This is a genomic window from Sulfitobacter sp. KMM 9851, assembly GCF_057178245.1.
Map to the genome: position 1 here is coordinate 797786 of NZ_CM169991.1, position 12203 is coordinate 809988.

Consider the following 12203-nt stretch of genomic DNA (forward strand, 5'->3'; position numbering starts at 1 on the left):
GGGCCGTTCGCACGGGGCCGGGGCCTCCGGCGGGGAATATTTAGGACCAAAAAGAGATGGATCATTTTCTCTATCGTAACGGTGTGCTGCACGCCGAGGACGTCAGTGTGGCCGAGATTGCCGCCGCCGTAGGCACGCCATTTTACGTCTATTCCACGGCGACGTTGCTGCGGCATTACCGCCTGTTCGACGAGGCATTGGCAGGCATGGAGCATTTGGTCTGTTATGCGATGAAGGCCAATTCGAACCAGGCAGTCCTGCGCACACTGGCGCATGCGGGTGCCGGGATGGATGTGGTATCGGGCGGGGAATACCGACGCGCGCGGGCGGCGGGTGTGCCGGGCGAGCGGATCGTGTTTTCCGGTGTGGGCAAGACCCGCGCTGAGATCGAACTGGCGCTGGCGGGCGGTATTCGCCAGTTTAACGTCGAAAGCGAGCCGGAGATGGTGGTGTTGGACGCGGTGGCGCAATCCATGGGCAAGGTCGCACCGATCACGATCCGCGTGAACCCCGATGTGGATGCCAAAACCCACGCAAAGATTGCCACCGGCAAGAGCGAGAACAAGTTCGGTATCCCGATTGCCCGTGCCCGCGAAGTCTATGCCATGGCCGCAGCGATGCCGGGGCTGGAGGTGATCGGCATAGATGTGCACATCGGCAGCCAGTTAACCGATCTGGAGCCGTATCGGCAGGCCTATTCCAAAGTGGCCGAGCTGACACAGCTGTTGCGCGCCGATGGCCATGATATCAGGCGGCTGGATTTGGGGGGCGGTCTGGGTATCCCTTACGAGCGATCCAATGCCGCACCGCCATTGCCCACTGATTACGGCGCGCTGGTGCGCGAAACGTTGAGCCATCTGGAGTGCGAGATCGAGATCGAACCGGGCCGCCTGATCGCGGGCAACGCGGGGTTGATGGTGAGCGAGGTCATTTACCTCAAGTCCGGCGAGGGTCGCGATTTTCTGATCCTCGACGGCGCGATGAACGACCTGATCCGCCCCGCGATGTATGACGCCTGGCACGACATCGTTCCGGTGGTCGAGCCTGCCGCGGGTGTCGAGACGCAGCCCTATGACATCGTCGGCCCAGTCTGCGAATCCGGCGATACCTTTGCAAAGCAGCGTGCGATGCCGCCGCTTTCTGCGGGTGATCTGGTCGCCTTCCGTTCGGCCGGGGCATATGGCGCGGTGATGAGCAGCGAATACAATTCGCGCCCGCTGATCCCCGAAGTATTGGTCAGTGGCGATCAATTCGCGGTTATCCGCGCAAGGCCAAGCTTTGACGAAATGATAAATCGCGATACCATCCCCGAATGGCTGTGACGGCATAGTGTCGTCACGGGCGTCGGGAGACAGCGTTTCATGGTGACATTTACCCCAAATGATCTGCGGCGCGCGCTGGTGCGGTTGCGCTGGCCGCTGCGCTGGACATGGGGCGGGATGCTGGCCGAAAATCTGGTGCGCAGTCTCTGGCCCTTGCTGAGCCTTTGTTTGGCGATTCTTGCAGTGCTGATGCTGGGTCTGCACGACCAGATGGTGATTGAGGCCGCCTGGGCGCTCGCCGTGCTGGGGGGGCTGGGGTTTCTATGGACGCTGATCTTTGCGCTGCGGCGGTTTCGCGTGCCCAGTCGCGCCGATGCGATGGCCCGACTGGATGCCAGTCTGCCGGGGCGACCTATACAAGCGATGCTGGACGATCAGGTGATCGGCGCGGGTGATGCGGCGTCGATGGCGGTCTGGCGGGCGCATAAGGCCAGGATGGCGGACCGCGCCGCTGCTGCACGTGCCGTGCCGGGTGATCTGCGCGTGGCGCGGGCCGACCCCTTTGCGCTGCGCTATGTCGCATTGCTGGCGTTCATCATTGCGCTGCTGTTTGGCTCGATCTGGCGGGTGGGCACTGTCGCTGGCATGGCACCGGGCGGCGGCGGGTTGGCCAGTGGGCCGGTTTGGGAAGGCTGGGCAGAACCCCCCCGCCACACCGGTAAGCCGACGCTTTACCTCAATGATCTGGCCGAAGGGCCACTGGCACTGCCATCCGGCACACTGATCACTTTGCGGCTTTATGGCGAAGTTGGCGCGCTGACCGTGAGTGAAACCGTGTCTGGCCGCACGGCCGATCTGCCTGCGGCCTCGGACAGTGCACAGGATTTTACCGTGGTGCAGAGCGGGGGCATCGACATCAGTGGCGCTGGCGCACGAGCGTGGGAGATCACAATGCTGCCCGACGGCGCCCCGCAGGTCGAAAAGACGGGTGAGCCGGAAGTCAGCGCGCTGGGCGAGATGCGCCTGCCATTCACCGCGCGCGATGATTACGGCGTCGCGGCGGGCGAGGCGCGGGTCAGCCTTGACCTGCCATCGGTGACTAGGCGCTATGGTCTGACGGTCGACCCTGACACACGCCCTGATATCGTGGTGCCGCTGCCGATGCCGATCACCGGCGACCGTCGACAATTCAGCGAATTCCTGATCGAAAACTTCTCAAAGCACCCGTGGGCAAATCTGCCGGTGACCATCAGCCTCAGCGTGCTCGACGCTGCCGAACAGCAAGGGCAGACGCAAGGTGAGGCGCTGGTGTTGCCGGGGCGCCGGTTTTTTGATCCAGCGGCGGCGGCGGTGATTGAAATGCGCCGCGATTTGCTGTGGTCGCGCGCCAATGCCCCGCGCATCGCGCAGGTTCTGCGCGCCGTCGCCTATCAGCCGGGCGACAGCCTGCGGTCGGAAATCACCGCGCTGCGTCTGCGCGAACTGATTGAGCGGCTTGAGATCCGCGCCCGCTATGGGCTCCCGGATGACGTGCAGGACGACATCGCCGAAGACATGTGGGGCCTTGCCATCACGCTGGAGGAAGGCGTGCTCAGCGATGCGCTGGAGCGGATGCGCCGGGCGCAGGATCGCCTGAACGAAGCAATGAAGAACGGTGCCTCGAAGGAGGAAATCGCCGAGCTGATGGATGAGCTGCGCCGCGCCACCGAGAACTACATGCAACAACTCCAGCGCCAGCAGGCGCAGGAGCAGGAGGGCGAAGGCCAGCAGCAACCGCAGGGCGAGACCATGCAGATGACGCAGGATGATCTGCAACGCATGATGGACCGGATTCAGGACCTGATGGAACAGGGCCGTATGGCCGAGGCCGAACAGGCGTTAAAGGAACTTCAGGAATTGATGGAGAACATGCGTGTTACCGAAGGCCAGCAGGGCGAGCGCGGCCAGACCCCCGGTGAACAGGCGATGGAAGGGCTGTCGGACACGCTGCGCGAACAGCAAGGGCTGAGCGACCGCGCCTTCCGCGACTTGCAGGAACAGTTCAACCCCGGTGCGGGGGCGGGTGAAAACCAAGGCAACGAAGGGCGCAATGGCGGTCAGGGCCGCGGGCAAAGCCACGAGGGTCAGAACGGTCAGGGCCAGGGCGGCGGTGAAGAACCCCAAGGCGAGGGCGAAGGCCAGAGTGGGCCGCGCGCCGACGGCGGAGAAGAGGGTGAAGGTGACGGCCAGGGTGCCGAGGGTCTGGCCGGAAGGCAACAGGCGCTGCGCGACGAGTTGCGCCGTCAGCAGGGTCGCTTGCCGGGCCAGGGTACGCCCGACGGCGATGCGGCGCGCGATGCGTTGGGGCGTGCGGGCGATGCCATGGACCGTGCAGAAGAGGCGCTGCGCCAGGATGATCTGGCCGAAGCGATCGACAATCAAGCGCAAGCGATGGAAGCGTTGCGCGAAGGCATGCGGTCGCTGGGCGATGCTATGGCACAGGATCAAGAAAACCGCGAGCCAGGCCAAGGCACAGCCGAGTTTGACCGCCGCGCCGAAAACCGCGATCCGCTGGGGCGTGAACAGGGCAATTCGGGCGCCAACAGCACTGACGGGCCGTTGGCCGATGGCGAAGATGGCTATGGCCGCGCCCGCCGTCTGCTCGATGAAATCCGCCGCCGCTCGGGCGAGACGGAGCGGCCCGAGGTCGAGCGTGATTATCTCAACCGTCTGCTCGACAGGTTTTAGCAAACGCGCTGCGCGCAGATAGCGGCACGCTTTACTCTCTTTTTGGTTAAAATATTCCCGGGGGTGCGGGGGCTGGCCCCCGCTTGCTGCGCTCAGGTAACGCCTAGCCCTGCGATTTAGATGCCATGTTATCGAGCCAGATCAGCGCCGACTGCAAATGGCCATCCAGCCAGAGGCGCATTTGGTCCATCCAGGTGACATAGGACGACAACACCGGATCAACCTGCGGCACGGTGCGCGCAATCTGGGGGGCATAGGCATAGACCAGCGCCATGACTGCCGCGAGCAGCAGCATCAACCCGAAACCGCGGCGGAAACTGCCACTCTTGCGGGGTTTGGCTGGGTCATCCAATGCGCTGGTGTTGTCTGCGCTGTTGCCTGTGCGGTCACTGTCATTGCGCAGCGTCGAATTGATCTCTTCGATATCGGGCAGCAGATCGCGGCGCGACGAAACGGCAGCGGCATTGGCGGCCGCGTCCGAAACCGGCTCAGGTTCGCCACGCATCCGTGCCATCCGTATCCGGGCTTCGCGCGCGCGGCGTTCAGCCTCGTCGTCGCCGCCATCACCTTCGTCCAGCCCCAGGTCGGGCTGGCTTTCCAGCGGGTCTGACGCCCGCGCACGGCGGGCCTCATGCTCGGCCTCGGCTTCTTGACGCAGAATATCGGCCACCTCAGGGTCCAGCTGTCGGCGCTCCGATTTTGGCTGTGGTGGGGTGGGGGGCGGTGGCGGCGGTGCGGTTTCCTCGTCCGGTGCTGGGGCATCGGCCTCCAGCGCCGCGTCTTCGTCGGCATCGGGGGTATTATCGGGATGATGCTGAAACCAGGTTTGTCCGCAATTGGAACATTGCACGTCACGACCGGCCTGCGGCATGACCTCGTCGGGGACTTCATATTGCGCGTCACAATTCGGGCAGATCAGCCGCATAGTTTATCCTGAAATCCGTTTTCACCAAATGTCATCTTTAACAAATAGCATATGTCCTAGAATACTACAGGAAAAGTGCAATCTGGACGGAATGCCGTGATCTGGTGGATTGAATCCCATCCGGTGCTGAGGCACAACAGGTCGATGGAATTGGGGTATTTTTGTGATCGAGCTGGAAAATGTAGCCTATAGCTATGGCGGCGGCGAATTATTGTCCGACATAACGCTAAAACTGGCCGCCGGATCTTTTCATTTTCTGACTGGTCCGTCAGGGGCGGGCAAGACCACGCTGATGAAACTGTGCTATGGGGCGTTGCTGCCCACGGCGGGGCATGTGCGGCTGTTTGGTGCCGACGTGCGCGGGCTGGGCCGCGATGACATTGCCATGGTGCGCCGCCGGGTGGGCGTGGTGCATCAGGATGTGAAATTTCTCGACCATCTGCCGCTAACCGACAATATCGCGCTGCCGCTCATGGTCTCGGGTCGCCATACAGACGCTGGTGGCGGCGATCTGGACGAGCTGATGTCCTGGGTCGGGTTGACCAACCGCGCAGATGCGCTGCCGCCGGAACTGTCGGGGGGGGAACGGCAACGCGCCGCATTGGCGCGCGCGGTGATCATGTCGCCCGACGTTGTGCTGGCGGATGAACCCACCGGCAATATCGATTGGGAAATGTCCCAGCGCCTGCTGCGCCTGCTGATCGAGCTGAACCGCATGGGCAAGACCGTGCTGATCGCCACGCACGACCTGAGCTTGATCCGCGCCACAAAGGCGCATGTGCAGGCGCGGGTGCTGCGCATCGCCAACCGGCGCATTCAATTGGCGGGGGCGGATCTGTGAAGCGGTTTGAACTAGGCAGTCTCAAGGCGCTGGTTGTAGGGGATCGACAGGCTGACCGCGTGGTGCCACCCTCTGGATTTACCGCGCAGTTGACGTTGTTCGTGGCAGGGGCGATGGCGTTTCTCGCGGTTTTTGCGCTGGCTCTGTCGTTGGCCTCGGGGCGGTTGGCGCATGTCTGGGGGCAGGAATTGGCGCGTTCGGCCACCTTGCGGATTGTTGCCCCGCTGGACCAGCGCGCGGCCCAGACCGAAGCGGCCTTGCGGGTGCTTGAGACCACGCGCGGCGTGGCGTCGGCGCGCGCGCTGAGCGATGCAGAACAGCAGGCGCTGCTGGCGCCCTGGTTTGGCCCGGATCTGGCGATTGACAGCCTGCCTGTGCCGCGCCTGATTGAGATCATCGAAGATGACAACGGCATGGACCCGGTGGGCCTGCGCCTGCGGCTGGCCGCCGAAGTGCCGGGTGCGGTGCTGGACGACCACAGCCGCTGGCGCGCACCCCTGGTGGCGGCCGCGGCGCGGTTGCGTCTGCTGGGCTGGGTTTCGACGCTGTTGATCGGGGTCGCCGTGGCTGCGATGATTACGCTGGCGGCGCAGGCTGCACTGGCGGCAAACGCGCAGGTGATTGCCGTTCTGCGGTTGGTCGGCGCGACAGACGACTATATCGCGCAGGCCTTCATCCGCCGCTTTACCCTGCGCGCCTTTCTGGGCGCTGCGGCGGGGACGGTGCTGGGCATGGCGGCGGTTTTGCTGCTGCCAGATGCCTCTGACGCCGGCGGATTTCTGACCGGGCTTGGCTTTCAGGGGTGGCATTGGGGCGTGCCGCTGCTGGTGCCGTTGCTGGCCGGGGCGGTGGCCTTTGGTGCCACGGGTGCCGCAGCGCGGCGCACATTAAGGGAGCTGACCTGATGTATCTACTGCAATGGATAAGGTCGATCATCTATATTGTGCAGGTGACGATCGCGATGCCGGTGATTGGCCTGGCGTTTGCGCCCTGGGCGATGTTTTCCAAACGCGGCGCCTATGCGGCCTGCAAAACCTATGCCGCTTGGTGCATGTGGTCGGCACGCTGGCTGATTGGGCTGCGCAGCGAAGTGCGCGGCGCCGTACCGCAAGGCGAGGTCTTGGTCGCGGCCAAACACCAGTCGTTTTTGGACATCATGATGATCTTTCACGCCCTGCCACGGGCAAAGTTTATTATGAAACGCGAAGTTCTCTGGACGCCGGTGATCGGACAATACACCAAACGCATGCAGATGATTGCCGTCGACCGTGGCAAACGCGGCAAGGCGATCGGCAAGATGCTGGATGATGTGAACGCCGGACGGATCGAGCCGGGGCAGATCGTGATCTATCCACAAGGCACCCGCGTCGCACCGGGCGCGCACAAACCCTACAAGGTCGGCACCGCTGTTCTTTATGGTCAACTGGGGCAACCCTGCGTGCCGGTGGCGACCAACGCGGGCTATTTCTGGCCGCGCCGTGGGCTGTTCCGCCGTCCCGGTCTGGCGGTGGTGGAATTTCTTGATCCGATTGAACCGGGTTTGGACAAAGCCGCGTTTATGGCACGACTGGAGAGCCAGATCGAGACGCAGTCAGATGTGCTGCTGGCCGAAGCCGGGTGGCAGCCAAATGCCTAAAATCGCCGACATTGCCGCACTTGAGGCGCTGTATGGCACCCCCGGCGCGGTATCGCTGCGCAAGGTCACCGACCATCTGACCCCCAGTTATGCCAAATGGATCGCAGCCGCGCGGCTTTGTGTACTTAGCACGGTGGGGGCCGAGGGCACTGACGCCAGCCCACGCGGCGATGACGGACCGGTGGTGGCGCAGCTGGATGCGCGTACCCTTGCCTTGCCCGATTGGCGTGGCAACCAGCGGCTGGACAGCCTGCGCAATATCGTGGGCGACCCGCGTGTGTCGCTGATGTTTTTTGTGCGGGGATCAAACAATGTGCTGCGTGTGAATGGGCAGGCGTTTTTGAGTGACGATACCGATCTGCGCGCGCGGTTTGAAAAGAAGGGCCGCCAGCCCACCACGGTGATCGTGATTGCTGTGGGTGAGGTATATAGCCAATGCGCACGGGCATTGATGCGCGCCGGTATTTGGGCGGGGGCCGACGACAGCACGGGTCTGCCGACGGTGGGCGACATGATGGCGGAAATCACCAATGGGGTCGAAGGCGGCGCGGCCTACGACAGCGCATGGGGCGCGCGGGCCGAAAAGACGATGTGGTAACGTTGATGCCACAGCAGGTAACCAAAACAAATTGACCATAACTCAAATCTGGTCGTGGTCATATTTTCTGTCTAACCCGTTACTATCGAATAGTTAGATAGGATTTTTTAATGAAGACGTATATTTTGCCCGTATTGATTTCGCTTGCGATGTTGAGCGGGTGCGCCCAGAAATCTACCGATATTTCAGCATCTTACGTGTCGCCATTGGCATACCAAAGCCATTCCTGCAAACAATTGGTGCAAGAGGCCAACCGCGTCAGCGCGCGTGTGGGCGAATTGTCGGGTGTGCAAAATAAAAAGGCCAGCAATGATGCCGTTGCAACCGGCGTGGCGATTGTGGTGTTTTGGCCCGCCGCGTTTTTCATCAAGGGCGATAAACAAACCGCTGGTGAATTGGCGCGTTTGAAAGGCGAATTGGAAGCGATGGAAAAAACCAGCATCCAGAAAAATTGCGGTATTGTATTTCAGCGCCAAGCTGAACCAAAACCGGCTAAAAAAACCTAGGGTCAGGGCATAAATTACAATACCGGGAAAGCAGGCCAATGGCCGCTTTCCCATCGCACGCCAGTGTTGCCGCGCGGGAAGTCTCCGGGCGGTTTTTTTATGATCGCATGTCTGGGATCGGGGATGGGCCGTTTAAAAGAAAGGCGGCGCCGCCAGATCGGATATGTGAAACAGGTGTCAGCCTGCATATCAATACGTATCGACATGGCCCGGTTGGGGCCTCATCCATCGTAGGGTGCCGGGTGGGGGTTTAGCCCGTTCCGGCGGTGTCGCGACGATCGTGGTTTTATGCCAGAACCGTTAACGCCGCGTGGCCAGGCCGTGCGCTGGTGAGCCCGGACAGGCAACAGGAGCAGACCAACGGCTTTTCATTGGCTTGGTGGCGCGCCACCAAACGCTTTCCCTCTCGCACTTTCACGAAATGCCGCGCGGGATGTATGCTGGGCAGTTGTCCGCCGCTGTTTGAGGCAGCAAACAAGCGTTCAATCTCCGTGATCCGGTCGGCGCCAAGGGCCGATGTCGCAGAGGCCCCCATAAAAAGACTTTCGGATGCGACCCCATGGGAGAACAATATCTGATGGGTGTCGAACAGCAGGTGAATATAGGTCACGCCGCGGCCATTTACTGCATAGGCGACGCCCGGCAGATCTAGCAAGGCTTTGGCAGGGGCCAGAACCTGTTTGGTGCCGAACATCCGTTGGGCAGTATGCGAAGATAACAGGATGCGGTGCTGGGGCGAGACGACCAGATCACGCGCCGGTATCCCATCGCCAAGCGCGCCACGTGTAATCTTGATCGGTCGCAGGGCGGCATTGGCCATCACGGCAAGCGGGCCGATCCTGCGCCGGGCCGTCCACCGCAGCGGCTGTGCCCCGTTGTCGAGCGTATTCAGCATATCGCCGCAGCGCAGTGTTTCGATGGGGCGGGGGCCGTATAGCGTCCCTACCAAGGTTCCCTGTGCAAAGCAGGTGAACGCCAAGTTCGCCAGATTTGTATAGGTAAAAGAAAAGGAATCGTCAGCGACACTATCGAGCGTGATTGATTGCACCGGTCCGTCAGTCAAGGCGGCATTGGCCCAATGCCCCTCGACATGCGGTGCGATGAACACCCGCCCGCCCGTGTCCTGCATTACGACGACCTGCGTCAGCGCGGTGGAGCCGTCCGTGTAAGTCACCGTGACGTTATAGAGCATGCTGGAATCTAGCTCGGACGTGGTATCAGCGTGCGTTAGCGTTTCGCCAGCATTCCAATCGTTGTCATATGTCCGGCCGTCCCCATCGGGGTCGTTCAAGGTGAGGGGGGTATCGTTTCGCCATGCGGGATCACCCGCGCTGCCAAAACTTTGGCCAACAAGGTCCATGGAGTTTTCGGAGAAATCGTTCCCTTCGGTGGGGTCGACGTCCGCGTAGGTTCCCAGATAGAATGCGTTGAATGTATTTGATGGCATCCGGTTCCCATCACCTCGTGAAGGGAACTTTTGCCACTATACCATTTCAAAATCGTTAGTGTGATGGGGCACCGGCCCGGGGGTGGGCTGAATGCCCACCCCGCGAACTTTACATATGGATCGCGCCATCGCCGCAGGCCAGTGCCGCTTCGCGCACCGCTTCGGAGTAGGTGGGGTGCGCGTGACAGGTCATTGCCAGGTCCTGTGCCGACGCGCCAAATTCCATAGCGACGCAAACCTCGTGGATCAGATCGCCAGCGCCGGGGCCGATGATGTGGCAGCCCAGGATGCGGTCCGTTTCCTTATCCGCGAGGATTTTCACAAAACCGTCGCCAGCAAAGACCGCCTTGGCCCGCGCGTTGCCCATGAACGAGAACTTGCCGACCTTGTAGTCGCGGCCCGCTTCTTTCAGCGTGGCTTCGGTTTCGCCGACATTGGCGACTTCGGGGTGGGTGTAGATGACGCCGGGGATCACGCTGTAATTTACATGTCCGTGTTTGCCCGCGATCACTTCGGCCACTGCCATGCCTTCGTCTTCGGCCTTGTGGGCCAGCATTGGACCTTCGATCACATCGCCCAGGGCGTAGATGCCTTTGACGGATGTTTCCCAATGATCGTTGACCGCGATCTGGCCGCGTTTTGTCATTTCGATCCCCAGAGTATCGAGGCCAAGACCGGCGACGTAGGGTTTGCGCCCGGTGGCCACAAGTACAACATCGGCGTCGATCGCGTGTTCGCTATCGTCCTTGCGCAGCTTGTAGGTGACTGTGGCCTTGGTCTTGTTGGCTTCGGTTTTCTGCACCGCGGCCCCCATGATAAACTTGAAGCCCTGCTTTTTCAGCATTCGCTGAAAGGTCTTCTGGACCTCTGGGTCCATGCCGGGGGTGATCGCATCAAGGTATTCGACCACCGTCACCTCGGAGCCGAGGCGGGCATAAACGCTGCCCAGTTCCAGCCCGATCACGCCTGCACCGATTACCACAAGCCTTTTGGGCACCTTGCCCAGTTCCAGCGCACCGGTGGAGGTTACGACGATCTTTTCATCGACCTCAACGCCGGGCAGGGTTGCAGGCTCTGACCCGGAGGCGATGATGATGTGTTTTGCGTCATGCACCTCGTCGCCGACCTTGACCTTGCCGGCCTCGGGAACTGATCCCCAGCCCTTGAGCCAGTCGATCTTGTTCTTTTTGAACAGAAATTCAATGCCCTTGGTGTTGGTGTCGATGGTGGTCTGCTTGTAGGACAGCATCTGGTTCCAGTCGACGGAGGGCGATTTGCCTTTCAGGCCCATCGCGGCAAAGTTGTGTTCGGCTTCGTGCAGCATATGGGTGGCATGCAGCAGGGCCTTGGATGGGATACAGCCCACGTTCAGACAGGTGCCGCCCAGTGTCTCGCGGCCTTCGACGCAGGCGGTTTTCAGCCCCAGTTGCGCACAGCGGATTGCAGCGACATAGCCGCCGGGGCCGGAGCCGATCACGATGACATCATAGCTGGACATGGGAAGTCTCCTTAGCAGTCTTGAGTTGGGGGCAGGGTAGGGGGCGCTGTGCCCCGGCGCAAGCGCCTGCCCCTGTTGCGTATAAGTGAAAGGGTGAAATCAGAAAAGGGCCGCGATCAGGATTAGAACAGTGGCAAAAAACCCCACACACCAGATCAGCGAGCGGTGCGGGCGCAGGCCCATTGCATAGGCGGGGACATAGGCGATGCGGGCGATCAGGTAGATCCAGGCACAGACAGCGGTAAAGCCGGAGTTCTGGCCCGACATCTGGGTGACGCCCACAGCGATGCCAAAAAGGATCAGCCCCTCGAAATGGTTGTCAAAGGCCCGCCCCAGCCGCGCGGTACGCTCGGACATTGGGCGGCTAGGGTCGCGGTCGCGTGCGGACATGGTGTAGCCGGGGCCGACCTCGCGGTTGGCGGGGATGGCATAGGCCAGAAACTGCACAGCTTGTAGAAGGGCAGCAAGGGTGAGAACGGTGAGTTCCGGGCTCATGCGGTTTCGAGGAAATAGGCCGAGGCACTGGTAACGGTGGCCTTGTCATCACTGGCAAGGGCGGCAGAACGGTCGAGCCAGGTCTGTGCCTTGGCACGGTCATTGACTGTGGCAAGAAAGAAGGCGTGCGTGTTGCTGCTGGCGTCTTTCCAGACTTGCAGCACGCTTAGCCCCGCATCGCGGCGCGATTCAGCGTCGGCGTCAAAGGCGGTTTTCCACGCGGTGAAATCGGTGACTTCGTAGTGGCAGATCATCTGCATTGGAATGC

At 61.6% G+C, this 12203-nt stretch carries 12 protein-coding genes; 7 read left to right on the plus strand and 5 right to left on the minus strand.

Translation table 11 applies throughout. The features are described 5' to 3' along the window. The first annotated feature begins 56 nt into the window (after positions 1 to 56). Entirely contained in the window at positions 57 to 1322 is a 1266-nt protein-coding gene (gene lysA, locus AC1965_RS03920; protein ID WP_483885987.1) for a diaminopimelate decarboxylase, read from the plus strand. A 39-nt stretch (positions 1323 to 1361) separates the two neighbouring features. After that, positions 1362 to 3989, plus strand: coding sequence for a DUF4175 domain-containing protein (locus AC1965_RS03925; RefSeq protein WP_483885988.1), 2628 nt, complete (start codon positions 1362 to 1364; stop codon positions 3987 to 3989). A 103-nt stretch (positions 3990 to 4092) separates the two neighbouring features. Here the strand turns inward: AC1965_RS03925 and AC1965_RS03930 are convergent, their stop codons facing one another. Beyond that, positions 4093 to 4914: a zinc-ribbon domain-containing protein gene (locus AC1965_RS03930; RefSeq protein WP_483885989.1), complete on the minus strand. Its 822-nt coding sequence runs from the start codon at positions 4912 to 4914 to the stop codon at positions 4093 to 4095. A 163-nt stretch (positions 4915 to 5077) separates the two neighbouring features. Here AC1965_RS03930 and AC1965_RS03935 point away from each other — a divergent pair, with 163 nt between their 5' ends. From AC1965_RS03935 to AC1965_RS03955, 5 genes are all read left to right on the plus strand, one after another. Next, positions 5078 to 5755, plus strand: coding sequence for a cell division ATP-binding protein FtsE (locus tag AC1965_RS03935; protein ID WP_483885990.1), 678 nt, complete (start codon positions 5078 to 5080; stop codon positions 5753 to 5755). Further along, positions 5752 to 6660, plus strand: a complete 909-nt coding sequence (locus AC1965_RS03940; protein WP_483885991.1) for a cell division protein FtsX — start codon at positions 5752 to 5754, stop codon at positions 6658 to 6660. Before AC1965_RS03935 ends, AC1965_RS03940 begins: the two co-directional genes overlap by 4 nt. Then, on the plus strand, positions 6660 to 7391 hold the full coding sequence (locus AC1965_RS03945) for a lysophospholipid acyltransferase family protein (RefSeq protein WP_483885992.1): 732 nt from the start codon (positions 6660 to 6662) through the stop codon (positions 7389 to 7391). The genes AC1965_RS03940 and AC1965_RS03945 overlap by 1 nt, the downstream gene beginning before the upstream one ends. Beyond that, a complete protein-coding gene (locus AC1965_RS03950) occupies positions 7384 to 7989 on the plus strand; it encodes a pyridoxamine 5'-phosphate oxidase family protein (RefSeq protein WP_483885993.1) in 606 nt (201 codons plus the stop codon). Before AC1965_RS03945 ends, AC1965_RS03950 begins: the two co-directional genes overlap by 8 nt. Positions 7990 to 8258: 269 nt before the next feature. Beyond that, positions 8259 to 8495, plus strand: a complete 237-nt coding sequence (locus AC1965_RS03955; RefSeq protein WP_483885994.1) for a hypothetical protein — start codon at positions 8259 to 8261, stop codon at positions 8493 to 8495. Positions 8496 to 8781: 286 nt separating this feature from the next. Here AC1965_RS03955 and AC1965_RS03960 read toward each other — a convergent pair whose 3' ends face one another. The 4 genes from AC1965_RS03960 to AC1965_RS03975 form a co-directional block, all read right to left on the minus strand. After that, positions 8782 to 9942 (minus strand): Hint domain-containing protein, encoded by a 1161-nt coding sequence (locus AC1965_RS03960; RefSeq protein WP_483885995.1) that lies wholly within the window; start codon positions 9940 to 9942, stop codon positions 8782 to 8784. A gap of 109 nt (positions 9943 to 10051) precedes the next feature. Next, entirely contained in the window at positions 10052 to 11440 is a 1389-nt protein-coding gene (lpdA, locus tag AC1965_RS03965) for a dihydrolipoyl dehydrogenase (protein WP_483885996.1), read from the minus strand. Between the two features lie 99 nt (positions 11441 to 11539). Next, entirely contained in the window at positions 11540 to 11935 is a 396-nt protein-coding gene (locus tag AC1965_RS03970) for an MAPEG family protein (RefSeq protein WP_483885997.1), read from the minus strand. Further along, complete coding sequence (locus tag AC1965_RS03975) at positions 11932 to 12195, minus strand: hypothetical protein (RefSeq protein WP_483885998.1); 264 nt, start codon at positions 12193 to 12195, stop codon at positions 11932 to 11934. Before AC1965_RS03975 ends, AC1965_RS03970 begins: the two co-directional genes overlap by 4 nt. Positions 12196 to 12203: the final 8 nt, after the last annotated feature.

Coding starts and splice junctions, on each gene's coding strand:
- lpdA (WP_483885996.1), bottom strand. CDS start 11,440: ATGTCCAGCTATGATGTCATCGTGATCGGCTCCGGCCCCGGCGGCTAT.
- AC1965_RS03975 (WP_483885998.1), bottom strand. CDS start 12,195: ATGCAGATGATCTGCCACTACGAAGTCACCGATTTCACCGCGTGGAAA.
- AC1965_RS03960 (WP_483885995.1), bottom strand. CDS start 9,942: ATGCCATCAAATACATTCAACGCATTCTATCTGGGAACCTACGCGGAC.
- AC1965_RS03925 (WP_483885988.1), top strand. CDS start 1,362: ATGGTGACATTTACCCCAAATGATCTGCGGCGCGCGCTGGTGCGGTTG.
- AC1965_RS03970 (WP_483885997.1), bottom strand. CDS start 11,935: ATGAGCCCGGAACTCACCGTTCTCACCCTTGCTGCCCTTCTACAAGCT.
- lysA (WP_483885987.1), top strand. CDS start 57: ATGGATCATTTTCTCTATCGTAACGGTGTGCTGCACGCCGAGGACGTC.
- AC1965_RS03945 (WP_483885992.1), top strand. CDS start 6,660: ATGTATCTACTGCAATGGATAAGGTCGATCATCTATATTGTGCAGGTG.
- AC1965_RS03930 (WP_483885989.1), bottom strand. CDS start 4,914: ATGCGGCTGATCTGCCCGAATTGTGACGCGCAATATGAAGTCCCCGAC.
- AC1965_RS03950 (WP_483885993.1), top strand. CDS start 7,384: ATGCCTAAAATCGCCGACATTGCCGCACTTGAGGCGCTGTATGGCACC.